Origin of the sequence: Pseudolabrys sp. Root1462 (assembly GCF_001426945.1) — a bacterium.
GTDB lineage: Bacteria > Pseudomonadota > Alphaproteobacteria > Rhizobiales > Xanthobacteraceae > Pseudolabrys.
On sequence record NZ_LMFS01000004.1, the window covers coordinates 297,498 to 320,922 of the forward strand.

General features: G+C 64.5%; 22 protein-coding genes. 16 read left to right on the top strand and 6 right to left on the bottom strand.

What is annotated here, in order from left to right; genetic code table 11:
- Positions 1-6: 6 nt before the first annotated feature.
- A complete protein-coding gene (locus tag ASD45_RS22265; RefSeq protein ID WP_056913888.1) occupies positions 7-411 on the bottom strand; it encodes a YccF domain-containing protein in 405 nt (134 codons plus the stop codon).
- Between the two features lie 183 nt (positions 412-594).
- Here ASD45_RS22265 and ASD45_RS22270 point away from each other — a divergent pair, with 183 nt between their 5' ends.
- A complete protein-coding gene (locus ASD45_RS22270) occupies positions 595-1,308 on the top strand; it encodes an aspartate/glutamate racemase family protein (protein WP_056913889.1) in 714 nt (237 codons plus the stop codon).
- Between the two features lie 71 nt (positions 1,309-1,379).
- On the opposite strand, the gene secA is transcribed toward ASD45_RS22270, so the two are convergent.
- Positions 1,380-4,187, bottom strand: a complete 2,808-nt coding sequence (gene secA / locus ASD45_RS22275) for a preprotein translocase subunit SecA (RefSeq protein ID WP_056913890.1) — start codon at positions 4,185-4,187, stop codon at positions 1,380-1,382.
- 345 nt (positions 4,188-4,532) lie between these two features.
- On the opposite strand from secA, the gene ASD45_RS22280 reads away from it, so the two are divergent.
- The 4 genes from ASD45_RS22280 to ASD45_RS22295 all read left to right on the top strand — a co-directional run bounded on the left by ASD45_RS22280 (position 4,533) and on the right by ASD45_RS22295 (position 7,649).
- Entirely contained in the window at positions 4,533-5,486 is a 954-nt protein-coding gene (locus ASD45_RS22280) for a peptidylprolyl isomerase (RefSeq protein WP_056913891.1), read from the top strand.
- A 215-nt stretch (positions 5,487-5,701) separates the two neighbouring features.
- A complete protein-coding gene (gene argJ, locus ASD45_RS22285; RefSeq protein ID WP_056913892.1) occupies positions 5,702-6,937 on the top strand; it encodes a bifunctional glutamate N-acetyltransferase/amino-acid acetyltransferase ArgJ in 1,236 nt (411 codons plus the stop codon).
- Between the two features lie 99 nt (positions 6,938-7,036).
- Complete coding sequence (mutT, locus tag ASD45_RS22290; RefSeq protein ID WP_056914000.1) at positions 7,037-7,435, top strand: 8-oxo-dGTP diphosphatase MutT; 399 nt, start codon at positions 7,037-7,039, stop codon at positions 7,433-7,435.
- A 34-nt stretch (positions 7,436-7,469) separates the two neighbouring features.
- On the top strand, positions 7,470-7,649 hold the full coding sequence (locus ASD45_RS22295) for a Flp family type IVb pilin (RefSeq protein WP_056913893.1): 180 nt from the start codon (positions 7,470-7,472) through the stop codon (positions 7,647-7,649).
- Positions 7,650-7,665: 16 nt separating this feature from the next.
- Here the strand turns inward: ASD45_RS22295 and ASD45_RS22300 are convergent, their stop codons facing one another.
- The gene (locus ASD45_RS22300) at positions 7,666-8,556 is read right to left on the bottom strand and encodes a methyltransferase domain-containing protein (RefSeq protein WP_056913894.1); all 891 of its coding nucleotides are present in this window, start codon (positions 8,554-8,556) and stop codon (positions 7,666-7,668) included.
- Positions 8,557-8,572: 16 nt separating this feature from the next.
- Between ASD45_RS22300 and ASD45_RS22305 the strand changes: the two genes are divergently transcribed.
- The 5 genes from ASD45_RS22305 (at position 8,573) to ASD45_RS22325 (ending at position 12,126) form a co-directional block, all read left to right on the top strand.
- Positions 8,573-9,379: a ComF family protein gene (locus ASD45_RS22305; protein WP_082541122.1), complete on the top strand. Its 807-nt coding sequence runs from the start codon at positions 8,573-8,575 to the stop codon at positions 9,377-9,379.
- A 30-nt stretch (positions 9,380-9,409) separates the two neighbouring features.
- A complete protein-coding gene (gene grxC / locus ASD45_RS22310; protein ID WP_056913895.1) occupies positions 9,410-9,679 on the top strand; it encodes a glutaredoxin 3 in 270 nt (89 codons plus the stop codon).
- Positions 9,676-10,557 (top strand): carbon-nitrogen hydrolase family protein, encoded by an 882-nt coding sequence (locus tag ASD45_RS22315; protein ID WP_056913896.1) that lies wholly within the window; start codon positions 9,676-9,678, stop codon positions 10,555-10,557. The genes grxC and ASD45_RS22315 overlap by 4 nt, the downstream gene beginning before the upstream one ends.
- Positions 10,554-11,012, top strand: a complete 459-nt coding sequence (locus ASD45_RS22320) for a DUF1178 family protein (RefSeq protein ID WP_056913897.1) — start codon at positions 10,554-10,556, stop codon at positions 11,010-11,012. Before ASD45_RS22315 ends, ASD45_RS22320 begins: the two co-directional genes overlap by 4 nt.
- 154 nt (positions 11,013-11,166) lie before the next feature.
- Positions 11,167-12,126, top strand: coding sequence for a hypothetical protein (locus tag ASD45_RS22325; protein WP_056913898.1), 960 nt, complete (start codon positions 11,167-11,169; stop codon positions 12,124-12,126).
- Between the two features lie 23 nt (positions 12,127-12,149).
- On the opposite strand, the gene ASD45_RS22330 is transcribed toward ASD45_RS22325, so the two are convergent.
- The 3 genes from ASD45_RS22330 to ubiG are packed head-to-tail and all read right to left on the bottom strand — an operon-like array spanning position 12,150 to position 14,208.
- Positions 12,150-13,037 (bottom strand): DMT family transporter, encoded by an 888-nt coding sequence (locus tag ASD45_RS22330; RefSeq protein ID WP_056913899.1) that lies wholly within the window; start codon positions 13,035-13,037, stop codon positions 12,150-12,152.
- Positions 13,038-13,053: 16 nt separating this feature from the next.
- The gene (locus ASD45_RS22335; RefSeq protein WP_056913900.1) at positions 13,054-13,401 is read right to left on the bottom strand and encodes a hypothetical protein; all 348 of its coding nucleotides are present in this window, start codon (positions 13,399-13,401) and stop codon (positions 13,054-13,056) included.
- 24 nt (positions 13,402-13,425) lie between these two features.
- Positions 13,426-14,208, bottom strand: coding sequence for a bifunctional 2-polyprenyl-6-hydroxyphenol methylase/3-demethylubiquinol 3-O-methyltransferase UbiG (gene ubiG / locus ASD45_RS22340; protein WP_056913901.1), 783 nt, complete (start codon positions 14,206-14,208; stop codon positions 13,426-13,428).
- 72 nt (positions 14,209-14,280) lie between these two features.
- On the opposite strand from ubiG, the gene ASD45_RS22345 reads away from it, so the two are divergent.
- The 6 genes from ASD45_RS22345 to prmC all read left to right on the top strand — a co-directional run bounded on the left by ASD45_RS22345 (position 14,281) and on the right by prmC (position 22,826).
- Entirely contained in the window at positions 14,281-15,504 is a 1,224-nt protein-coding gene (locus ASD45_RS22345) for a putative DNA modification/repair radical SAM protein (protein WP_056914002.1), read from the top strand.
- 10 nt (positions 15,505-15,514) lie between these two features.
- Entirely contained in the window at positions 15,515-16,972 is a 1,458-nt protein-coding gene (locus ASD45_RS22350) for a UdgX family uracil-DNA binding protein (protein ID WP_056913902.1), read from the top strand.
- A 123-nt stretch (positions 16,973-17,095) separates the two neighbouring features.
- Positions 17,096-18,349, top strand: coding sequence for an aspartate kinase (locus ASD45_RS22355; protein WP_056913903.1), 1,254 nt, complete (start codon positions 17,096-17,098; stop codon positions 18,347-18,349).
- 212 nt (positions 18,350-18,561) lie between these two features.
- Complete coding sequence (gene ptsP, locus ASD45_RS22360; RefSeq protein ID WP_056913904.1) at positions 18,562-20,829, top strand: phosphoenolpyruvate--protein phosphotransferase; 2,268 nt, start codon at positions 18,562-18,564, stop codon at positions 20,827-20,829.
- Complete coding sequence (gene prfA / locus ASD45_RS22365; RefSeq protein ID WP_056913905.1) at positions 20,826-21,899, top strand: peptide chain release factor 1; 1,074 nt, start codon at positions 20,826-20,828, stop codon at positions 21,897-21,899. The genes ptsP and prfA overlap by 4 nt, the downstream gene beginning before the upstream one ends.
- Positions 21,900-21,926: 27 nt before the next feature.
- Positions 21,927-22,826, top strand: coding sequence for a peptide chain release factor N(5)-glutamine methyltransferase (gene prmC / locus ASD45_RS22370; RefSeq protein WP_244485621.1), 900 nt, complete (start codon positions 21,927-21,929; stop codon positions 22,824-22,826).
- The last annotated feature ends 599 nt before the right edge of the window (positions 22,827-23,425 follow it).

The following is a 23,425-nucleotide window of genomic DNA, read 5'->3' on the forward strand; positions in this document are numbered from 1 at the left end:
CGCGCGTCAGGCCGGAACGATGACCTTGCCGATCGGCCACAGCGCGAGACCAGCGAGCTTGAGATGCGCCCAGGCGAACGGAATGCCGACGATGGTGACCGCGAGCAGCAGCGCAGTGACGAGATGACCGAGCGCCAGCCACCAGCCGGCCAGCACGAACCAGATCACGTTGCCGAGGAGGCCGAGCGGACCCGTGCCGATGTCTTCCTGACCGAAATACGCGTCACGAGAAACGGCGCGCTGCCCGAACGGCAGCAGCGTGTAAGCCGCGATGGTGAAGGCGGCTCGCGCCCAAGGCAGGCCGATGATGGTGATCGCCATGATCACGCCGGCGACGGCCCAGCCGACCGCCATCCAGAAACCGCCGAAGACGATCCAGAGCAGGTTGAACAGCAGCGAGAACGGTCCCATCGCCAACTCCTATCGCGCGCCCGGCGCAGGGGAGATATGTGCGCGCCGCAGCCGAATCCAAGACCCGTGTCCGGTACCGGACGGCCGTCCGCCGCCGGGACCTGTGCTATGAACGGCGCCTGGCGCGTCGCCGTGCGCGAGCCGCGCCGGGACCAATCTCGTGCAGCAAGCTCAGGGCAGGCCATGCGTGTCACCGGTGGGAAGTCAGTCTACGGAGCATCCGTCGGCATTCTGATGCTCGACGCGCGGTTTCCGCGCATTCCGGGCGACATGGGCAATGCCACGACCTGGCCCTTCCCGGTGCAGTATCGCGTCGTGCAAAACGCAACGCCCGATGCCGTGGTGCGCAAGGGTGCGCCGGGGCTGCTCGATGCGTTCATCGACGCGGCGTGCGATCTCGCCCGGCACGGCGTCGATGGCATCACGACGAACTGCGGCTTCCTGTCGCTGTTTCAGCAGGAGCTCGCCGACGCGGTTAACATTCCGGTGGCGACCTCGTCGCTGATGCAGGTTGAGTTCGTCAACCGGCTGCTGCCGCAGGGCAAGCGCGCCGGCGTTCTCACCATTTCCGCTTCGACGCTGACGCCGGCACATTTGCAGAAGGCGCGCGTGCCGAAAGGTACGCCAATCGGCAGCACCGAAGGCGGCCGCGAATTCACCCGCGCCATTCTCGGCAACGAGTTCGAGCTCGACGTCGAAGCGGCGCGGCAGGACAATGTCGATGCGGCGGTCGCCTTTCACAAGGCGCACCCGGATCTCGGCGCCATCGTGCTCGAGTGCACCAACATGATCCCGTACGCCGCCGATATCCGCCGCGTCACCGGACTGCCGGTGTTCTCGATCTACAATTTCGTCTGCTGGTTTCAGCAGAGCCTGGTGCCGCGGACATTTCCGTAGGTCGGCCACAGGCGCATGAAAAAGGCCGGGACTTGAACGTCCCGGCCTGAGCCATCAACGATGCGACGCGCTTATGCGTACTGGCCGTGGCAGTGCTTGTATTTCTTGCCCGAGCCGCAGGGGCACAGTTCGTTGCGTCCCACCTTGCCCCAGGTCGCCGGATTCTTTGGATCGCGGGCCGCGGCTTCGACAACCGCGGTGTCGCCCATGGCGAGCGACGCCGTACCGGTCAGCGGCTGCGCGCCAAACTCGTCGCTGCCCGTGGTGGCATCGACGTGGTGCGCTTCCATGTAAGGCAGCTGCTGCTCTTCCTCGGCGGGCGGCGCCACGACTTCGACACGCATCAACTGCGCCGTCACCGCCTCGCGCAGATTGGCCACCATTGCTTCGAACAGTGCGAAGGCTTCGGCCTTGTATTCATTGAGCGGATCGCGCTGCGCATAACCGCGCAGGCCGACGACCTGGCGCAGGTGCTCGAGCATCACGAGATGCTCGCGCCACAGATGATCGAGCGACTGCAGCAGGATCGACTTCTCGACGTAACGCATCACGTCGGGACCCCATTTGGCGACCTTGGCCGCCATGAACTCGTCGGCGCTGCGCTTGATGCGCTCCTTCACCTCTTCGTCAGCAATGCCTTCTTCCTTGGCCCACTCCCTGACCGGCAGGTCGAGGGTCAGCACCTGCGACACCGCTTCGTGCAGACCATCGACGTCCCACTGCTCGGGATAGGCATTCTCCGGAATGTGCTTGGCGACGAGATCGTCGATCACCGTGTGGCGCATGTCGGCCACGGTGTCTTCGGTGTGATCGTCGCGCATCAGGTCGAGCCGTTGCTCGAAGATCACCTTGCGCTGATCGTTCATCACGTCGTCGTATTTCAGCAAGTTCTTGCGGATGTCGAAGTTGCGCGCCTCGACCTTCTGCTGCGCCTTTTCCAGCGCCTTGTTGATCCACGGGTGAACGATCGCCTCGTTCTCCTTGAGACCGAGCTTGGTCAGCATGCCGTCGAGCCGGTCGGAGCCGAAGATGCGCATCAGATCGTCGTCGAGCGACAGGAAGAACTTGGAGTGGCCCGGGTCGCCCTGACGGCCGGAGCGGCCGCGCAACTGATTGTCGATGCGGCGGCTTTCATGCCGCTCGGTGCCGAGCACGAACAGACCGCCGGCGGCCAGCGCCTTTTCCTTCAGCCTGGCGACCTGCTCGCGAATCTGCGCCGCGTGCGGGCTCTTGTCGCGTTCGTCCGGATCCTCGATCTCGGTGACTTCCTGGCGGATGCGCATGTCGGCGTTGCCGCCGAGCTGAATGTCGGTGCCGCGGCCGGCCATGTTGGTCGCGATGGTGATGGCGCCTGGCACGCCGGCCTGGCTGACGATGAAGGCTTCCTGCTCGTGATAGCGAGCGTTGAGGATGGCGAAGACCTTCTTCTTCGTCGCGCCTTCGTCGCCCGTGTAGAGCGCGGCAAAGGCGTTCGGATCGGAGAAGTCGTGCGATTCCCAACCCTGCTCGCGCAACATATCGGCGAGCTGCTCGGATTTCTCGATCGAAGTCGTGCCGACCAGCACCGGCTGACCGCGCTTCTTGCAATCCTCGATCAGCGCGATGATGGCGCGATACTTCTCGATCTGCGAGCGATAGACCTCGTCATGATCGTCGATGCGCGCCAGCGGCATGTTGGTGGGCACTTCGAGCACTTCGAGGCTGTAGATATCCATGAACTCGTCGGCTTCCGTCAGCGCCGTACCGGTCATGCCGGCGAGCTTCTCGTACATGCGGAAGTAGTTCTGGAACGTGATCGAGGCGAGCGTCTGGTTTTCCGGCTGGATCGCCACGTGCTCTTTCGCTTCGAGGGCCTGATGCAGGCCTTCCGAATAGCGGCGTCCCGGCATCATGCGGCCGGTGAATTCGTCGATGATGACGACTTCGTCGTTGCGGACGATGTAATCCTTGTCGCGCTGGAACAGCTTGTGGGCGCGCAGCGCCTGATTGACGTGATGAACGACGGAGACGTTCTCAACGTCGTACAGCGATTCACCTTTCAGCTCGCCGGCGGCGCGCAAGCGCTGCTCGAGCTTTTCCATGCCGGCTTCGGTCAGCGTGACGGTGCGCTGCTTCTCGTCCACTTCGTAGTCGGACTTGTCGAGCGCCGGGATGTAGCTGTCGATCGTGTTGTAGAACTCGGAGCGGTCGTCGAGCGGACCGGAAATGATCAGCGGCGTGCGCGCTTCGTCCACCAGGATCGAGTCGACTTCGTCGACGATGGCGAAGACGTGGTCGCGCTGGACCATGTCCTCGGGACGATACTTCATGTTGTCGCGCAGATAATCGAAGCCGAGTTCGTTATTCGTCGCGTAGGTGACGTCGCAGTCATAGGCCTGCTTGCGTTGCGCGTCGTCGAGGCCGTGAACGATGATGCCGGTGGTCAGGCCGAGGAACGAATAGACCTTGTTCATCCATTCGGCGTCGCGCTTGGCGAGGTAGTCGTTGACGGTGACGACGTGGACGCCGCGGCCGGTGAGCGCGTTGAGATAAACCGGCGCGGTGGCGACCAGGGTCTTGCCTTCGCCGGTCTTCATCTCGGCGATCTTGCCTTCGTGCAGGATCATGCCGCCGATGAGCTGGACGTCGAAGTGGCGCTGGCCAAGCACGCGCTTGGCCGCTTCGCGCACGGTGGCGAAAGCCGGCACCAGGATGTCGTCGAGCGTCTTGCCGTCGGCGAGCTGCTTCTTGAACTCGGCGGTGCGCGCTTTCAGCGCCTCGTCGGACAGCGCGGCGACCTCTGGCTCCAGCGCATTGATGGCCTTGACCCGCGGCTGATAGCTGCGGATCCGCCTTTCATTGGCTGAGCCGAACAGCTTGCGGGCGACGGCGCCGATCATCGGTGAAGCTCCTGATTACTGGCCGGGGCGCTTTAACACGCCGCAACGACCGGATTTTGCTGCCGGCGCTCCGGAATTGGGCACTTTAGGGCAAATTCAGCGCCAAAATCGCGGGGTTAGGCGCCACAAGCCAAGGTCATGGGAGAGATAGGAGGGGGTCAAATCAATGTCAATTGGTGCGCCAGGTTGGCCTTAACCCGCCCGGCGCCCCCGTTTGTGACGGCATTGAGAACGCCTGCGCGCGGCCTGGGTTCCTGGCGTCGGCCATTGCAAAGCCATGGTTGTTAGGTGACAAGGACGCGTTCGCCGCTTGACAGGCGGACGACGTTTTCCAGGGACAAACAGATGACGAACCCGAATAACGCCGGTGCGCCGGTAATCGGCCTGACCGTGTCGCGCTGGGCCGGCCTTGCCTTCGGCGCGCTGGCGCTGACTTTGGCCGCGACCGCGTCGCTTCAGGCGCAGGACGCCAAGGATCCGGTTGTGGCCACCGTCAACGGCACCCCGATCCACCAGAGCGACCTCGCCGTCGCCGAGGAGGAAGCCGGCCAGCTGCCGCCGATGTCGGAAGACGCCAAGAAGGACTACCTGGTCCAGTTCATGGCCGACGCGATCCTGATCACCAAGGCCGCCGAGGACAAGAAGGTCTCGAATGACGAGACCTTCAAGCGCAAGCTCGAATTCGCGCGCAAGAAGCTCCTGATGGAAGCCCTGCTCGCACAGGTGGCCAAGGAAGCCTCGACCGACGCCGCCATGCATAAGGTCTTTGATGACGCCGTCGCCAAGCTGCCCGCCGAGGAAGAGGTCAAGGCCAGCCACATCCTGATCCGCGTCCCCGCTGGCGATGACAAGGCGAGCGCCGCCGCCGAAGACAAGATCAAGGCGGTGATCGCGCGGCTCAACAAGGGCGAGGATTTTGCCAAGGTCGCCGACGAAGTGACCGAGGACCCGTCGGGCAAGGGCAAGGGCGGCGATCTCGGCTACTTCACCAAGGACCAGATGGTGCCCGAATTCGCCAACGTCGCCTTCGCGCTCGACAAGGGCAAGATCTCCGGCCCGGTGAAGACACAGTTCGGCTGGCACGTCATCAAGGTGACGGACAAGCGCGAGAAGCCCAAGCCGTCCTTCGAAGACGTCAAGCCGCAGGTCGAGCAGTTCGTCGCCCGCAAGGCGCAGGCAGATTTCGTCACCAAGCTGCGGGCCGACGCCAAGATCGTGAAGAACTACAAGGTCGAAGAGCCCAAATCTGACACGCCTAAGGCCGACGCCCCGGCGGCGCCCGCCGCACCGAAGCAGTAACGGCCTTCACCGACACAACGACAGGAATGCCCGGCGAGAGCCGGGCATTTTTTTGATCAGGCTGTCATCGAGGTCTGTCATGCCCGGCCTTGTGCCGGGCATTCCGCTTAGGTAGGCACTGTGCTTCCCTCCGCGGGATGCCCGGCACATCAGGGCGTTTACGCCCGTCTTTCTACGGGCTATGCCCCGCGACGACAGTCATTGGATGACCACCGATGTCCACCACCATTTCCCCACTCGCCCCGACCAACGTCCCCGACATGCCGGCGATCGCCGGCGTGCGCATGGCGACCGCCGAAGCCGGCATCCGCTACAAGGGCCGCACCGACGTGCTGCTGGCGCTGTTCGATCCGGGCACGACGGTCGCCGGCGTGTTCACCACCTCGAAGTGCCCGTCGGCGCCGGTCGAGTGGTGCCGCGCCAATCTGAAGTCGGGAAAGGCGCGCGCGCTAGTGGTCAACTCCGGCAATGCCAATGCCTTCACCGGCAGAACGGGCCGGCAGGCGACCAAGCTCACCGCCGACACCGCCGCCAAGGTGATCGGCTGCAAGCCGAACGAGATTTTCCTCGCCTCGACCGGCGTGATCGGCGAGCCGCTCGACGCCACGAAGTTCGCCCCGGTGATGCAGGGCCTCGCCAACAGCGTGTCCGGCCAGTTCTTTCATGAAGCCGCCAGCGCGATCATGACCACCGACACCTTTCCGAAAGTTGCCACCGCGACGGCGAAGATCGGGAAGACGAAGGTGACGATTTGCGGCATTGCCAAGGGCGCCGGCATGATCGCGCCGGACATGGCGACGATGTTGTCGTTCGTGTTCACCGATGCGGCGATTTCCGCGTCCGCGCTGCAGGCCCTGCTCAAGGAAGGCGTCGGCTCGACATTCAACGCCGTCACCATCGACGGCGACACCTCGACCTCCGACACGCTGATGATGTTCGCGACCGGCCAGGCCAAGGATTGTCCGAAGATCGCGCGCGCCGCCGATCCGAAACTAAAGGCGTTCAAGAAGGCGCTGCACGACGTGCTCGCCGATCTCGCCGAACAGGTGGCGCGGGACGGCGAAGGCGCGCGCAAGCTCGTCGAGATCGTCGTCGAGGGCGCGGTGTCGGATAAGTCGGCGCGGAGGATCGCGATGTCGATTGCGAATTCACCCCTCGTCAAAACCGCCATCGCCGGCGAGGACGCCAACTGGGGCCGCGTCGTCATGGCGGTCGGCAAGGCCGGCGAGCCGGCCGATCGCGACAAACTGTCGATCTGGTTCGCCGGCGTCCGCGTCGCTCACAAGGGCGCCCGCGATCCGTCTTACGACGAGTCCAAGGTCTCGGCCGAAATGAAGAAGCCAGAGATCTTCCTCAAGGTCGCGCTCGGCATGGGCAAGGGCCGTGATCGTGTGCTGACCTGTGACCTCACCAAGGAATATGTCGCCATCAACGGCGACTACCGCTCCTAACGCCTCGTTAACTACTGCATCACCGCGTGAAAAGCAGAGTGGGCCGTTGAATGGAACTTAACCTGGCCTGGCTAGCGTGAGGCTCGTAGGGCTGTGAGCATCAAAGTCGTTCTCGTCGCCGCCTGCGCTCTCGTCGATGCCGACGGCCGCGTGCTTCTCGCACAGCGTCCCGCAGGCAAGCCGATGGCAGGCCTGTGGGAGTTTCCCGGCGGCAAGATCGAGGCTGGCGAGCGGCCCGAGCAGAGCCTGATCCGCGAACTCAAGGAAGAACTCGGAATTTCCGTCAAAGAGGACTGTCTCGCACCCTTCACCTTCGCCAGCCACGCCTATCCGGACTTTCATCTCCTGATGCCGCTCTATGTCTGCCGGCGCTGGGAGGGCACCGTCACCGCGCTGGAAGGGCAGCAACTCGCCTGGGTGAGACCGAACAGACTGCGCGACTACGAAATGCCGCCGGCGGACATCCCGCTGATTTCGCACCTGATGGCCTTGCTCTGACGGATGTTACGCACTTCCCGCAGGAGGCGAGGATATGAGTAAAGAACAAAGCGACAGAACGTTGCGCGGTTTTCTCATCGATCAGGATGGCGCCACCGCCATCGAGTACGGCCTGATCGCCGCCGGCATCGCCGCCGCCATCATCGCGACGGTCACCAGCCTCGGCACATCGGTGAAAACGATGTGGGAAACGATCAGCAACGCCTTCGGCTGACGTCACATCCCGCGGCCTAGGACTCGCCCGGTTTCTCTCCCGTCGAAATCTCTTTGGTGCCGAGCGCGTCGGCGAGTCGGCGCGTCGCCGAGCCGGGCTTGAGCGGCTTCTGCTGACTTTCGTGCGGCGCCCAGCCGGTGAGCCAGACGATCTCGAAGGTCGCGCGCACGCGGCCGTCGGCATCGGCGAAACGCTGCGCATAGATTTCCAGCATGCGCTGCAAGGTCGCACGCTTCAGCGGCGTGCGGCGCCGCTCGACGAGCATGTTGGTGGCCGCCATGGCGCGCAGGTCGCGCATCAGCGCAATCGGCGATGCGTAACGCACGACGATGCGATCGGAATCGACCACCGGGAGGGCAAAGCCCGCGCGCTGCAACAGCGAGCCGAGATCGCGCACGTCGGCGAACGGCGCCACGCGCGGCGACAGGCCGCCCTCGATTTCGCTTTCGGCCTGCGCGAAGGCCTCGCGCAACTCGGTGAGACTGTCGCCGCCGATCATCGCCGCCAGCAAAAGCCCGTCCGCCTTGAGCGCGCGGCGAACCTGGATGAGCGCGCCGGGCAGGTCATTGACGAACTGCAGCGCCAGCGCCGAGACGACGAGATCGAGCGACGCCTCGGAAAACGGCGAGCGTTGCGCGCCGACCATGACCTCGAGCCCGTCATCGCTGACGATCGACGCACGCTCCAGCGCGCCGACCTTGCCGGCCAAAGTCAGCACGTCACGCAGCGCATCGGTCGGCGTGTCGAGATCGGCGGCGCGCTCGAAGGTGCGCAGCACGACCGATAGCCGTTCTGCCATTTCTTCCGCGACGCGCTCGATCAGAAACGTCGCCGGGCCAAGCGCCAGCGCGCGTTGCCGCCGCACCGGCAGCAAGGTACGGTCGAAGATGGTCGGGCCAGTTGTCATCTGCTAGCCTTCCAGCATGAACGAGCTTGTCGAGGCAAGCGAGGATCGGCGGCCGCCGGGCATAGCTGCCCGCGTCGGCGGCACATTGCGCAGCCTGTTCCGTATCGGTCTCGACGCGGCCCTGCCCTCGCTCTGCCCCGCCTGCCGGGAACCGCTGGGCGACGGCGCCGGCCTTTGCGCCGCCTGCTGGGCGAAACTATCGCCAATCGAGAAGCCCTACTGCGCGCGGCTCGGCATTCCCTTCATCTACGATCCCGGTCCCGGCCTCCTGTCTATGGAGGCGATGGCCAATCCGCCGGCCTATGACCGGGCCCGCGCGGCGGTGCGCTACGACGAGGTGGCGCGGTCTCTGGTCATCAGCTTCAAGTTCGGCGACCGCCTCGATCTGGCGCCGATGATGGGCCGCTGGATGGCGCGCGCCGGGACGGAACTGCTGGCCGACGCGGACGCCCTGGTGCCGGTGCCGCTGCACTGGCGGCGCCTGTGGGGCCGCCGTTTCAATCAGTCCGCCGCGTTGTCCGGAGCGATCTCCGAGGTCTCCGGCGTCCCCGTCCTCTACGACACGCTGCGCCGCATCCGCCCGACCCCGCAACAGATCGGCCTGTCCAAGACCGACCGCGCCAACAACGTGCAGGGCGCCTTCCGGGTGCCGGACGAACGCAAGGCGACGCTCAAGGACCGGCGGGTCATCCTGGTCGACGATGTGCTGACCTCGGGGGCGACCGTCGATACCTGCGCCCGGGCCCTGCTGCGCGCCGGGGCGGCCCATGTCGACGTGCTGGTCTTTGCCCGGGTTGTCGCGCCCGCCCGCGCTACCATATAGAAAAGGTTCGGGATTTTCGGAAGCGAGCCCATGCCCTCGGTCGATATCTATACCACCCAGTGGTGCCCCTATTGCAACATGGCCAAGGCGCTGCTGAAGCGCAAAGGCGTCGCCTATAACGAGATCGACGCCTCGGCCGGCAATGTGCGCCAGGCCATGATCGAGCGTGCCAACGGTCGCATGACCGTGCCGCAGATCTTCATCGGCGACACGCATGTTGGCGGCAGCGACGATCTGCATGCGCTGGAGCGCGCCGGCAAACTCGACGCGCTGCTCGCGGACAAGGGAACCACGGCATGAGCGCGAAGCCTTCTACCTTCAAAGCCGGCCTGATCCAGATGCGCACGGGCGTCACGCCCGCGGCCAACATCGACGCCGCCGCCCGCCTGATCGCCGAGGCCAAGGCGGCCGGCGCCGACTACGTGCAGACTCCCGAGATGACCAACATCATGGAGGTCAAGCGCGACCGGCTGTTTGAAACGATTCGCGAGGAAGAGAGCGATCCGTCGCTTGCCGCTTTTCGCGAGTTGGCGAAGAAGCACGGCCTGTTCGTTCATGTCGGGTCGCTGGCGATCAAGCTGCTGCCGGATCGCGCCGCCAATCGCGGCTTCCTGATCGACCCGCAGGGCGAAATCGTCGCGCGCTACGACAAGATCCACATGTTCGACGTCGATCTGGCGAATGGCGAGAGCTATCGCGAGTCGCGCACCTATCGTCCCGGCGAGATCGCCGTGACCGCCGATCTGCCGTGGGGCCGGCTCGGCATGACCATCTGCTACGACCTGCGCTTCCCGGCGCTGTATCGCGCGCTGGCCGAGGCCGGCGCAACGCTGCTCGCCATTCCGTCGGCCTTCACCAGGCAGACCGGCGAAGCGCACTGGAACGTGCTGATGCGCGCCCGCGCCATCGAGACCGGCTGCTTCGTCATCGCCGCCGCACAAGGCGGCAAGCACGAGAACGGCCGCGAGACATTCGGCCATTCCATCGTGGTCGATCCATGGGGGCGCGTCCTCGCCGAAGGCGGCACCGAGCCAGGACTGATCATGGCGGAGATCGATCCGGCGCTGATCACCGAAGCACGTTCACGCGTGCCGTCGCTGGAGCACGGCCGCCGCTTCGAGATCGCCGAGCCGATCGCGGAGCCAGCGCACTTGCATCTCGTGCGAGGCGCCGAATGATCAAATACACGCTGGCGTGCGACAAAGGCCATTCCTTCGAAAGCTGGTTCGCCGATAGTGCTGCCTATGACAAGCAGGCCAAGCGCGGCCTCGTCGCCTGTCCGCAATGCGGCTCGCCGAAGGTCGAGAAGGCGATCATGGCGCCGCGCTTGTCCGGCACGCGCAAGCGTGGCACCGCGCCGGAGATCACGGTGCCGCCACAGCAAGCGCCGGTCGCGGTGATGTCGCCGGTGGAGCAGGAGCTGCGCAGCAAGCTCAAGGAACTGCGCGAGCACATCGTCAAGAACGCCGACAATGTCGGCGAGAAGTTTCCCGAAGAAGCCCGCAAGATGCATTACGGCCAGACCGAGCATCGCTCGATCTATGGTGTCGCCTCACTCGACGACGCCAAGGAGCTCGCCGAGGAAGGCATCGACGTGCATCCAATCCCGGTGCTGCCGGACGAGCGGAATTAGCGCTTCACCACCACTGTGGGGTGTCATGAACGTCCGAACCGGGGCCTGCCACCGCGCAAATTGTCTGACAATTTAAGATTGACTCTTTTGAAATAACAATTCAGGATTGCAGTCGCTTCCGGGGGAATGTTCAACATTTTCCCGGAGTAAGCTCATGACTGACATCCAGGCGAGTTTCGAGAAGCACAAAGAGCACCTGCTATCCCTGCGAGGCTGCACCGCAGTCGCCATTGCTCTCAAAATATCCGGCGGCAAGACGTCAAAGACACCGGCCATCGTCGTGTTCGTGGCGCAGAAACGTCGCGATGTCCCTTCCGATCAATGTGTGCCGGTCACGCTGGACGGCGTCCCAACCGATGTCGTGGAACGGAAATTTGGCGTTGTGCTCACCGCCACCGACCCGTTTGCACGCCATCAGCGCCTGTTCAGCGGTATCTCCGTCACGCCGCGCTGCGCGGCGGAAGTCTGGGGAACGATCGGTTGCATCATTCAGACCAATGGCAACGGCGCCAACATTGCCGCGGGCAACTACCTGCTCACGAACCAGCATGTCCTGAAATGGGCAGACCCCACTTATTCCAACTTCGAAAGCACCCGCATCATCCAGCCCGGCAACGCCGACTCTCCGGCACCGGCCAATTACGACTGCGGCGACTTTGTCGCCGGCATACGCGATGCCAGTAACGACTGTGCCATTGCTACGATCGATCCGATGCGCGGATGGCGCAATGAAGTGCCCAATCATCCGCGACACCGGGGGCGGCGTGACCTGCAAGGCGTTGCGGTCGCGCAGCTCCGGGACGAGGTCTATAAATTTGGTGCATCGACGCTGAGCACTTGCGGGCGCGTCCGAGCGACCCACTTCCATTCCGACAATGGGCTCATCCGCAATGCGCTCTATATCGAGCACGAAGAAAACAAGCCCTGGGTGGCGGAAGGCGATTCGGGATCGGTCGCGATTCTGTACGAAGGCGATCTGGTGGTTGGTTTGAACTTCGCCGGAGACGACAAAACCGCCCTTCCCGATGGCGGCTACCGAGCCGGCTTTGCCTACGACATCCAGGGGCAGATGAACAACTTCGGCAATAACGTCATGCTGGCGCCGAATCCATAAGGCCTAACTCGGCGTCGCGATGATCAATGCGCCCAGATCAGCAGCACCACGCCGACAATGATCATGACGATGCCGAGAATTTCGCGCGGCGCGGTCGGCTGCTTGAAGGCGAACTTAGACACGCCCTGGGCGAACAGCACTTCGACCAGGGCCAGCGTGCGCACGCTCGCCGCGGAAGCAATCGCAAAGCCCAGGAACCAGAACTGCGAAGCCAGCGCTCCCATGAATCCGGCCAGCATTGACGGCCGCCATGCCTTGATGATCGCCCGCAGCACGTCGGGCTGGCGCCAAAGCAAATAGATCATCAGGACCGCAGCCTGAGTGACGAGGCTCACTGCCAGCGTGAAGGTGGCCGCCAAGACAAACTGCTCGGGAATGCCGAGCGACAGGATCGCCCCGCGAAAAGCGATCGCGGACAGGCCGAACGTGCCTCCGGCGACGATGCCCATGATCGTCGGCTTGATGCCGTTGACCCGTGCCGCGCCCGGCTTCACGGCCATGACGACAACGCCGGCGGTGGCGATGACGATGGCAAGCGCCAGCATCGGCGTCAGTTTGTCGCCAAGCAATACCAGTCCGAAAACCGCCGTCTGCACCGGTTCGGTCTTGATATAGGCCGTGGTAACCACGAAGGACCGGTCGTTCATCGCGGCCAGCATCAAGGTCGTGGCGACGATCTGCCCGCCGGCACCGAGCAAGATCCACGGCCAGTACGACAGCGACGGCGACGGCAGCCCGCTCTCGGTCACGGCACAGACGCCGATCAGGAACAGGATGGCGAACGGAAACCCGAACAGGAAGCGCACCTGCGTGGCGCCGACAGTGCCGAGCGTCGACGTCAGTTCGCGCTGCATGGCGTTGCGCGCGGTCTGCGCCGCCGCGGCGATGATGGTGAAGACGGCCCAGAGCATGATGTCAGAACAACTTTTAGGCGGCGGGCTGCTTTATCATCTCGGGCGCTTCGGGGAATTCCTTGAGTTCGCCGTGCGCGTTATCGATCATCGCCAACAGATCAAAATAGCGGATCGTCGGCGCCGCGCCCGTGCGCTTGATGACCCTCTGGCGCCACTCCTCATTGTGCGCACGCTGCGCAGCCTCGACCGACGGCCAGACATAGACGCCGCCGCCGCTCTTGCCGTTGAGCTCGAGCACGAAGGCCTTGCTCACGAGGTCCTTGTTGCCCTGCCATTTGGCGAAGACACTGCGCGCATCCGCGGCAACCTGCTCGCGCGTCGCGCCTTTCGGCGAATTGAATTCGACCAACTCGAGAATCATGAAGCTCCCCCCTCGCGCGCGGCTCTATTCCGAAATGCCGACGGCATTTTCGGGGACCGCGTGCTGGCCTTCCTTGCGCGCCACCAGCATGTAATTGACATCCATGTCGGACGACAATTGCCAGCGGTCGGCAAGCGGATTGAAGATGACGCCGCGCTCGCCGATGACATCGAGGCCGGTCGCCTCGATCGCGCGTTCCAGTTCGCGCGGCGTGACGAACTTGTCCCACTGATGCGTGCCGCGCGGCAGCCAGCGCAGGACGTATTCGGCGCCGACGATCGCCAGCGCGAAACTCTTGAGTGTGCGGTTGAGCGTCGCCGCGATCATCAGCCCACCGGGCTTCACCATCGAGGCGCAGGTCGCGACGAATTCCTCGACATTGACCACGTGCTCGACGACTTCCATGGCGAGGACCACATCGAACGTCTCGCCGCCCTCGGCCACCGCCTCGGCAGTGGTGGCGCGATAGTCGATCGTCAGGTCCTGCTCGTCGGCATGGGCGCGGGCGACCGCGATATTTTCCTCGGCCGGATCGACGCCGACCATCGTCGCGCCAAGCCGGGCCAGCGGCTCCGATAGAATGCCGGCGCCGCAACCGATGTCGAGGATACGCAGATCGGCGAGGCTGCCCAGCGTCAGCGGATCGCGGCCGAAATGGGCGGCGACCTGGTCGCGAATATAGCCGACGCGGACCGGGTTGAGCTTGTGCAGCGGCGCCATGGGGCCGCGCTCGTCCCACCAGCGCGCCGCCATGCGGCCGAAGCGCTCGACCTCGCCGCGATCGATCGAATTTCCGGCAATGTTCATCGGATCAACCCCTTGGAACAACGGCAGAAGTTCCGCATTGACACAGCCACGCCGAAAGAACAAAAAGAGAACATGGCCTCTCCGGACCTTAAGACCAAACTCGAGATCCTCGCCGACGCCGCCAAGTACGACGCGTCCTGCGCCTCCTCCGGCGCGCCGAAGCGCGACTCGAAAAACGGCAAGGGCATGGGCTCCACGACCGGCGCCGGCATCTGCCATTCCTATACGCCGGACGGCCGGTGCGTGTCTCTCCTGAAAATCCTTTTGACCAATTCCTGCATCTTCGATTGCACCTATTGCATCAACCGGCGCAGCAGCAATGTGCGGCGAGCGCGCTTTACCGTGGACGAGGTCGTCGGCCTGACGCTGGAGTTCTACAAGAGGAACTACATCGAGGGCCTATTTCTCTCCTCCGGCATCATTCGCGATGCCGACTACACCATGGAGCAACTGGTCGCGGTGGCGCGGCGGCTGCGCGAGGAGCATCACTTCCGCGGCTACATCCACCTCAAGGCCATTCCCGAAGCGAGCCAGGAACTGATCGCGCAGGCCGGCCGCCATGCCGACCGGCTGTCGATCAATATCGAGTTGCCGACCGAGACCGGTCTTGCGCAATACGCGCCGGAAAAGAAGCAGACCACGATCCGCGGCACGATGGCGAAGCTCAAGCTGCGCATCGACGAGGTCCAGGCCGAGCGAAAGGCGCCGCGATTTTCGCCATCCGGCCAGAGCACGCAGATGATCGTCGGCGCCGACGGCGCCAATGACGCAACCATCCTCACCACCAGCGCGGCGCTCTATGCCAGCTACGGCCTGCGCCGCATCTATTACTCGGCGTTCAGCCCGATCCCGGATTCGAGCCGCGCGCTGCCGCTGAAGGCGCCGCCCTTGATGCGCGAGCACCGGCTGTATCAGGCCGACTGGCTGATGCGTTACTACGGCTTCGACTCATCGGAGATCCTCGCCGGCGATGCCGCCGGCATGCTCGACCTCGAGATCGATCCGAAATTCGCCTGGGCACTGCGCAACCGCGCGCAGTTTCCGCTCGATGTGAATGCCGCGCCGCGCGAGATGCTGCTGCGCGTGCCGGGTCTCGGCGCGCGCACCGTCGATCGCATGATCGAGACGCGGCGGCACAAGACGCTGCGACTCGACGACATCGCGCGGCTCAAGGGCGCGGTGAAGCGGGCGCGGCCTTTCATCGTCACGCCCGATCACCGGCCGGTGCAGGACCTCGACAGCGCGGCGATCCGCGCCAGGCTGGCGCCACCACCGAAACAGTTGTCGCTGTTCTAGGGAGCGGCCCATGTACCGCGTCACCATCCAGAACGAGACGTCGCTGCCCGAATTCCGCGATCATGTCCGCACTCTGATCGGCGCCCGCATCAAGCCGCGTGATGTGACATTTTCAACGGCGGAGTCGGCCGATCTGTTCGGCGAAACCCCGCCCGCCGACCGCAAAGTGCCGGCATTTACGGTGCCGGGCGCTTATGTCGAACTGGCACAGGTGGTGTTGAGCCACCGCGATCCGGCGCGGTTTGCGCTGCTGTACGAGCTGCTGTGGCGGCTTCTGCACGAGGATCGCAAGCTGATGTCGATCCACTCCGACCCGCTGCTTCACAAGCTGCGGCACATGGAAAAATCCGTCCGCCGCGACCTCCACAAGATGACGGCGTTCTTGCGTTTCCGCAAAGTCGAGGACGACGACGGCGAGCTCTACATCGCCTGGTTCGAACCGCAGCATCTCATTCTCGGCGCGGCGGCGGCGTTCTTCATCAAGCGCTTCGCCAACATGCGCTGGTCGATCCTGACGCCGGACGGCACGCTGAACTGGGACACCAATGCGCTCAGCTACGGACCGGCGGTGCCGAAAGCGCAGGCGCCGCAGGACGACGCCATGGAGGACTGGTGGAGAAGCTACTACGCTTCGACCTTCAATCCGGCGCGCGTCAATCCGGAGATGATGCGCAGCGAAATGCCGGTGCGCTACTGGAAGAACCTGCCGGAGACGTCGCTCATCCCCGGCATGATCGCCGCGGCGCGGGCTCGCACCGGCGCGATGCTCGACACCGCGCCAACCGAACCGCGCAAGAACAAGTCGGGCGACATCGTCATGCGCGAGTTCTTCGCCAGCGACGCGCCGCAAGTCAGCGTGATTGCCGGCACGCTGGCGGCATTGCGGGCGGAAGCGGCGTCGTGCCGGCGCTGTCCGCTCTATGGTCACGCCACGCAGACCGTCTTCGGGGAAGGACCGGAACGCGCGCCGGTCGTATTCGTCGGCGAGCAGCCGGGCGACCAAGAAGACCTCGGCGGCAAGCCCTTCATCGGCCCGGCCGGCCAGATGTTCGACCGCGCGCTGGCGGAAGCCGGCATCGCCCGGCCCATGGTCTATGTCACCAATGCGGTGAAGCACTTCAAATTCGTGCCGCGCGGCAAGAAGCGCATTCACCAGAAGCCGAACGCCGGCGAGGTCGAGCACTGCCGCTGGTGGCTCGAACGCGAGCTGACCCTCATTCAACCGAAACTGGTCGTCGCCCTCGGCGCCACCGCCGTGAAGGCGCTCATCGGCAAGGATGTGAAGATCACCGAGATGCGCGGCCGCCTGCTGACGATCCGCGACGGCCTCACTTTGGTCGCGACCGCGCACCCTTCCTATCTGCTGCGGCTGCCGGATGCCGCGGTCAAGGCCGCCGAATACGGCCGCTTCGTGGAGGACCTCACCGCCGTGGCCCGCTATCTGCCGGAAATCGCCAAAACGGCTTGACGTTCGGCCGATTTCCCGTGTTGCAGCGCGATGATACGGCCGTTATGAATACGCGCCTTTTCGGCCGGCCGGGGACGCCCCTCGGGCCGGCCTTGTGTTACCTACCGTCTGTCCGGGAAGCTTATGCCTCGCCTCGTCATGAAATTCGGCGGCACCTCCGTCGCCGACCTCGACCGCATCCGCAACGTCGCGCGTCACGTCAAACGCGAGGTCGATGCCGGCTATGATGTCGCCGTCATCGTCTCGGCCATGTCCGGCGTGACCAACCAGCTCGTGGCCTGGTGCCGCGAGGCCGCGCCTATGCACGACGCCCGGGAATACGATGCGGTGGTGGCAACCGGTGAGCAGGTCACGGCCGGGCTCCTCGCGCTCGTGCTGGAAGGCATGGGCGTCAACGCCCGCTCCTGGCAGGGCTGGCAGCTCCCAATCCTGACCGACAATGCCCACGCCTCGGCCCGCATCAAGGACATCAACGGCGCCGAACTGATCAAGCGCTTCGAGGAGCACAAGCAGGTCGCCGTCATCGCCGGCTTCCAGGGCATGCACAAAGATACGGGCCGCATCACCACGCTCGGTCGCGGCGGCTCCGACACTTCGGCGGTCGCGGTCGCCGCCGCTATCGGGGCAGAGCGCTGCGACATCTACACCGACGTCGACGGCGTCTACACCACCGACCCGCGCGTCGAGCCGAAGGCGCGCCGCCTCGACAAGATCGCGTTCGAGGAAATGCTGGAAATGGCGTCGCTCGGCGCCAAGGTCATGCAGGTGCGCTCGATCGAGCTCGGCATGCTGCACAAGGTGCGCATCTTCGTCCGCTCCAGCTTCGTCAAGCCGGAAGACATCGACCCCAAGGCCAAGTTCGTTGGCACGCTTATCTGCGACGAGAGTGAGATCATGGAACAGCAAACCGTCACCGGCATCGCCTTCTCCAAGGACGAAGCGCAAATCTCGATCCGCCGCGTGCAGGACAAGCCCGGCATCGCCGCCGCGATCTTCGGACCGCTGGCCGACGCCAGCATCAACGTCGACATGATCGTGCAGAACATTTCACCGGACGGCTCGACCACCGACCTGACCTTTACCGTGCCTTCGGCCGACTACGAGCGCGCCCGCGTCACCATCGAGAAGGCCAAGGCCCAGATCGGCTACGAGCGCCTCGACGGCGCCACCGACGTCGCCAAGGTCTCGGTCATCGGCATCGGCATGCGCAGCCACGCCGGCGTCGCCGCCATGGCGTTCAAGGCGCTGTCCGAGCAGAAGATCAACATCCTCGCAATCACCACCTCGGAGATCAAATTCTCGGTGCTGATCAAGGCCTCGCAGACCGACCAGGCGGTACGGACGCTGCACACGCTGTACGGGCTCGATAAGGCGTAACGCGTCCGTCGGCCTTCCAGACGACCGTGAAGAAAAACAACGGGGCGCGGGTTCGATAGGCCCTTTCCCTTGCCCCCCTCTATCCGCAACGGCTATAGCCTCCCATATGCGGCTTTGAGGGCTTTGCCGGCCTTTTTGGCCGCGTTTCGAGCATAATCGGGCCGTAGACGAAGCTTCCGGGCTTCGGAATCGGCTGAAAAGGGGCTTCTTCAATGCGTGGCGCGCTGGGCGGCCCACGCGTGCTGTTGCGACGGCTTCGCGAGGTCATGGCGGAGCCGGTCAGCGCGCAGGACCGTCTCGACAAGGTGGTCGTTTTGATCGCCGCCAACATGGTGGCGGAGGTGTGCTCCGTCTACGTGTTGCGCGTCGACGGCACCCTTGAGCTGTACGCCACTGAAGGCCTCAAGCGCGAGGCGGTCCACAATACGGTGATGAAGGCCGACGAGGGCCTGGTCGGCCTGGTGGCGAGCGAAGCCACCAAGATCAACCTGTCCGACGCGCAGAATCACCCGGCTTATTCATTCCGTCCGGAAACCGGCGAAGAAATCTACCACTCCTTCCTCGGCGTGCCGATCCTGCGCGCCGGCAACACGCTCGGCGTGCTCGTTGTGCAGAACCGCGCGCGGCGGACCTACACCGAGGAAGAAGAAGAGGCGTTGCAGACCACGGCGATGGTGCTCGCCGAGATGATCGCCTCGGGCGAACTCTCGTCGCTCGCCAGGCCCGGCGCCGAGCCGATCGCGCGCCACGCCATTCACATCGAAGGCTCGTCGCTGTCCGATGGCATCGCGCTTGGTCACGTTGTGCTGCACGAACCGCGCGTCGTCATCACCAATGTCATTGCCGACGACGTGCCGCGCGAGCTGAAGCGCCTCGAAGCGGCGCTGGCGACTTTGCGCGCCGATCTCGATCGCCTGGTCGAACACCGCGACCTAGCCGACGGCGGCGAGCATCGCGAAGTGCTCGAGGCCTATCGCATGTTCTCCTACGACCAGGGTTGGGCGCACAAGATCCGCGAAGCCGTGACCACCGGCCTGACTGCTGAAGCCGCCGTCGAACGCGTTCAGTCCGATACGCGAGCCCGTATGCTGCGCGCGTCCGATCCGTATCTGCGCGATCGTCTGCACGATCTCGATGACCTGTCGAATCGGCTGATGCGCGTTCTGATGGGCCAGGACCACGCGCCGACCCGCGAGCAGCTGCCGGACAACGCCATCATCGTGGCCCGCTCAATGGGTCCCGCCGCCCTGCTCGACTATGACCGCAAGAAAGTGCGCGGTCTCGTCCTCGAAGAAGGCGGGCCGACGTCTCATGTCTCGATCGTGGCCCGCGCACTGGGCATCCCGGCGGTCGGCGACATTGCAAACGCCACAGGTCTGGTCGAACAGGGCGACGCCATCATCGTCGACGGTTCGACCGGCCACGTGCATATGCGGCCGCCGCAGGACATCGAGGCGGCCTACGGCGAGCGCGTCAAGCTGCGTGCCCGGCGGCAGGCGCAGTACCGCGCGCTGCGCGACAAGCCCTGCGTGACCAAGGACGGCTGCACCATCAGCTTGATGATGAATGCCGGCCTCACCATCGACCTGCCGCACATGGCGGAAACGGGCGCCGGCGGCATTGGTCTGTTCCGCACCGAAATGCAGTTCATGGTGGCGCCGACCATGCCGCGCGTGTCCGAACAACTCGCGCTCTACCGCACCGTGCTGAACTCCGCTGACAAGAAGCCGGTCACCTTCCGCACGCTCGATATCGGCGGCGACAAGGTGCTGCCTTACATGCGCAACTTCGAAGAGGAAAACCCGGCGCTGGGCTGGCGCGCCATCCGCCTCGGCCTCGACCGTCCCGGCCTGTTGCGCAGCCAGGTTCGCGCTCTGCTGCGCGCTGCGGGCGGCCGCGAATTGCGCGTGATGTTCCCGATGATCGCCACCGTCGAGGAATTCGACCAGGCGAAGGCACTGGTCGATATGGAGCTGACCCATTTGCGCCGCCACGGCCACCAGTTGCCGGAGCGGGTGCATATCGGCGCCATGCTGGAAGTGCCGTCGCTGCTGTTCCAGCTCGACGAACTGCTCGAGCGCGTCGATTTTCTTTCGGTCGGATCCAACGACCTGATGCAGTTTCTCTACGCCGCCGACCGCGGCAATACCCGCGTGTCGTCGCGCTTCGACACGCTTTCGGCGCCCGTGCTGCGCGCGCTGAAAGACATTGCCGACAAGGCCGCCAAGCACGGCAAACCGGTGGCGCTGTGCGGCGAGATGGCATCGCAGCCCTTGGGCGCCATGGCGCTCGCCATTCTCGGCTATCGTGCGATGTCGCTGACGCCCTCCGCCGTCGGCCCGATCAAGGCCATGCTGCTCGCCCTCGATTGCAAGAAGGGTGCGGACGTGCTGTTGCCGGCATTGGCGAAACCGGTCGGCAGCGTGCCGATCCGCGCCATGCTCGAAGAATTCGCTCAATCCGAAGGCCTGCCGATTTGATTTCAATTCCCGAACATCGCCTCGATGCGCTGCTGCACCGCCACGCCATGGTGGAACGCGAGCTCGCGACCGACCTCAAGCCCGAGGAATACGTCAAGCTCTCGCGCGAGTTCTCGGAACTGACGCCGGTCATCGACACGATCAAGGAATATCGCGCCATCGTCGGCGAGATCGCCGATCTCGACGCCATGATGGCGGACACCGATCCGGACATGCGCCGCATGGCCGAAGCCGAGAAGCCTTCGCTGCAGGAAAAGCGCGAGGAGCTTGAGAAGAAGATTCGCCTCGCGCTCATTCCCAAGGACGCGATGGACGATCATGACGCGATCCTCGAAATCCGCGCCGGCACCGGCGGCGACGAGGCCGCCCTGTTCGCCGGCGACCTGTTCCGCATGTACGAGCGCTATGCGGCGCGCCAGGGCTGGACCGTCGAGATCCTGTCCATCAGCGAAGGCGCCAAGGGCGGCTTCAAGGAAATCATCGCCGAAGTGCACGGCCGCGGCGTCTTCGCGAAGATGAAATTCGAATCCGGCGTGCACCGCGTTCAGCGCGTGCCGGATACGGAAACGCAGGGCCGCGTTCACACCTCGGCGGCGACCGTCGCGGTGCTGCCCGAAGTGGAAGACGTCGACATCCAGATCAAGGACGACGACCTCAAGATCGACACCATGCGCGCGCAGGGCGCCGGCGGCCAGCACGTCAACAAGACCGAGTCGGCGATCCGCATCACGCATATTCCCTCGGGCACGATCGTGTTCGTGCAGGAGGAACGCTCGCAGCACAAGAACAAGGCGAAGGCTTTGAAGATGCTGCGCGCCAAGCTCTATGACGAGCAGCGCTCGAAACTGGACAAGGAACGCTCCGCCGACCGCAAGAGCCAGGTCGGCTCCGGCGACCGCTCTGAGCGCATCCGCACCTACAATTACCCGCAAGGGCGCATCACCGATCACCGCATCAACCTGACGCTCTACAAGCTGCCCGCCGCGATGGAGGGCGACATCGGCGATCTGATCGACGCGCTGATCACCGAGCATCAGGCCGAATTGCTCGCCGCGGAAGCCGCGGCGTAGCAAGGAACGTCGTTGGGCGGCACGACCATGATGCGTATCATTCCCGGACTGAAGACCGACGCCTCGGTTGCGGAAGCGCAGCGGCTGATGACGCAGGCGTTTCGGCTCGCCGGCCTCGATTCTCCGGAAGCCGATACGCGGTTGCTGCTCGGCCATGCGTTGCGGCTCGATCGTGCGCGCTTGTTGTCGCAGTCCGATCGACTACTGGAGGCACGCGAGGTCGAGGCTATTCAGGGACTGGCCGCGCGCCGGCTTCGGCATGAACCGGTATCGCGCATTCTCGGCCGCAAGGAATTCTGGAGCCTGACGCTTCAGGTCGGCGACGCCGTTCTGGTGCCGCGGCCGGAGACCGAAACCGTGATCGAACTCGCGCTCGATCTTATCGGGCGCGACGGCGCGCGCGACCGGCCGCTGCGCATTCTCGATATCGGTACCGGCACTGGCGCCTTGTTGCTGGCACTATTGTCCGAACTCACGCATGCGACCGGCATCGGGACCGATGTCAGTGTCGGCGCGCTCGAAATGGCCCGCGCCAACGCTCGACAGAATAAACTCGCGGCGCGCTCGCAATTCGTCTGCTGCAATCTCGCCGATGGCATCAGCGGGCCGTTCGACCTGGTGGTGTCCAATCCGCCGTACATCGCGCGCGGCGAGATTGAAACCCTGCAGCCCGAGGTCCGCGACTACGATCCGGCGCTGGCCTTAGACGGCGGCACCGATGGCCTCGATTTCTATCGCGCCATCGCCCGCGAGGCACTGCGGCTGCTCGCGCCGGACGGCCGCCTGATCGTCGAGTTGGGCGCCGGCCAGGAGGCGCCGGTTGCGACGTTGTTTCAAAGCGCAGGGTTAACGGTTGCGCCGGCGCGCCTTGATCTGGCCGGAATTCCGCGGGCCCTTTCCGCCGTGGCGGCTAAAAATGCGTCCTGAAGGCCGCCATTACCGCCTCCCCGGAACTGCAGAGCAGCTAAAACGGATAAAAAACCGCTTGGAATGCCGCGCGGAAACGACTAGCTTCCGGTCACGGAATCGACCGTGAGGTCGCGCCGCCAAGGACCCGGAGCGGATTGATTGATCCAGAGGTTCTGTGGGGCGGCGCCGGAACACCGACGAACCGATGTCGATCAACCAAGTCGATGAGCCCGCTGAAACCGCGCGGCATATCGGAATCGACAGCGACGGGTGCGGATGTTTTCATCGGTTGGGCGCATCGCTGATTGGATCTCGGCTGACCAGGTCGCTGCATTGATCATGAGAGATGCGCATAATGAAAGGTTGGCGGCGTTGCGGATTGAAGCCGCGGCCTTGGGGTTGCTGTAGCCATAATAAACAACCGGCGCATAGAGGGTCGTCGAGGGCGCGGACCGTCGGATAGGTCCGGCTGCGCGCGGAGGGCGTGCGGGCGCTCTGAACGGGAGTGGTGAAACGGCGCGGCGCGGACAACCCTGACAAAAAGGGCGCGCCCGGATCGGCCGGTTCATTCAGGGGTGACAAATCCGGGTGATCAAGTCCGGGTGAGCGAGTCTGGG

Bases quoted from the DNA above. Each gene is read 5' to 3' on its own strand.
- ASD45_RS22335 (WP_056913900.1), bottom strand. From the start codon at position 13,401: ATGATTCTCGAGTTGGTCGAATTCAATTCGCCGAAAGGCGCGACGCGC.
- grxC (WP_056913895.1), top strand. From the start codon at position 9,410: ATGCCCTCGGTCGATATCTATACCACCCAGTGGTGCCCCTATTGCAAC.
- ASD45_RS22330 (WP_056913899.1), bottom strand. From the start codon at position 13,037: ATGCTCTGGGCCGTCTTCACCATCATCGCCGCGGCGGCGCAGACCGCG.
- ASD45_RS22320 (WP_056913897.1), top strand. From the start codon at position 10,554: ATGATCAAATACACGCTGGCGTGCGACAAAGGCCATTCCTTCGAAAGC.
- ASD45_RS22355 (WP_056913903.1), top strand. From the start codon at position 17,096: ATGCCTCGCCTCGTCATGAAATTCGGCGGCACCTCCGTCGCCGACCTC.
- ASD45_RS22325 (WP_056913898.1), top strand. From the start codon at position 11,167: ATGACTGACATCCAGGCGAGTTTCGAGAAGCACAAAGAGCACCTGCTA.
- ubiG (WP_056913901.1), bottom strand. From the start codon at position 14,208: ATGAACATTGCCGGAAATTCGATCGATCGCGGCGAGGTCGAGCGCTTC.
- ASD45_RS22265 (WP_056913888.1), bottom strand. From the start codon at position 411: ATGGGACCGTTCTCGCTGCTGTTCAACCTGCTCTGGATCGTCTTCGGC.
- ASD45_RS22315 (WP_056913896.1), top strand. From the start codon at position 9,676: ATGAGCGCGAAGCCTTCTACCTTCAAAGCCGGCCTGATCCAGATGCGC.
- secA (WP_056913890.1), bottom strand. From the start codon at position 4,187: ATGATCGGCGCCGTCGCCCGCAAGCTGTTCGGCTCAGCCAATGAAAGG.
- ASD45_RS22300 (WP_056913894.1), bottom strand. From the start codon at position 8,556: ATGACAACTGGCCCGACCATCTTCGACCGTACCTTGCTGCCGGTGCGG.
- ASD45_RS22305 (WP_082541122.1), top strand. From the start codon at position 8,573: ATGAACGAGCTTGTCGAGGCAAGCGAGGATCGGCGGCCGCCGGGCATA.
- ASD45_RS22280 (WP_056913891.1), top strand. From the start codon at position 4,533: ATGACGAACCCGAATAACGCCGGTGCGCCGGTAATCGGCCTGACCGTG.
- argJ (WP_056913892.1), top strand. From the start codon at position 5,702: ATGTCCACCACCATTTCCCCACTCGCCCCGACCAACGTCCCCGACATG.
- ASD45_RS22345 (WP_056914002.1), top strand. From the start codon at position 14,281: ATGGCCTCTCCGGACCTTAAGACCAAACTCGAGATCCTCGCCGACGCC.
- ASD45_RS22270 (WP_056913889.1), top strand. From the start codon at position 595: ATGCGTGTCACCGGTGGGAAGTCAGTCTACGGAGCATCCGTCGGCATT.
- prmC (WP_244485621.1), top strand. From the start codon at position 21,927: ATGATGCGTATCATTCCCGGACTGAAGACCGACGCCTCGGTTGCGGAA.
- ptsP (WP_056913904.1), top strand. From the start codon at position 18,562: ATGCGTGGCGCGCTGGGCGGCCCACGCGTGCTGTTGCGACGGCTTCGC.
- ASD45_RS22295 (WP_056913893.1), top strand. From the start codon at position 7,470: ATGAGTAAAGAACAAAGCGACAGAACGTTGCGCGGTTTTCTCATCGAT.
- ASD45_RS22350 (WP_056913902.1), top strand. From the start codon at position 15,515: ATGTACCGCGTCACCATCCAGAACGAGACGTCGCTGCCCGAATTCCGC.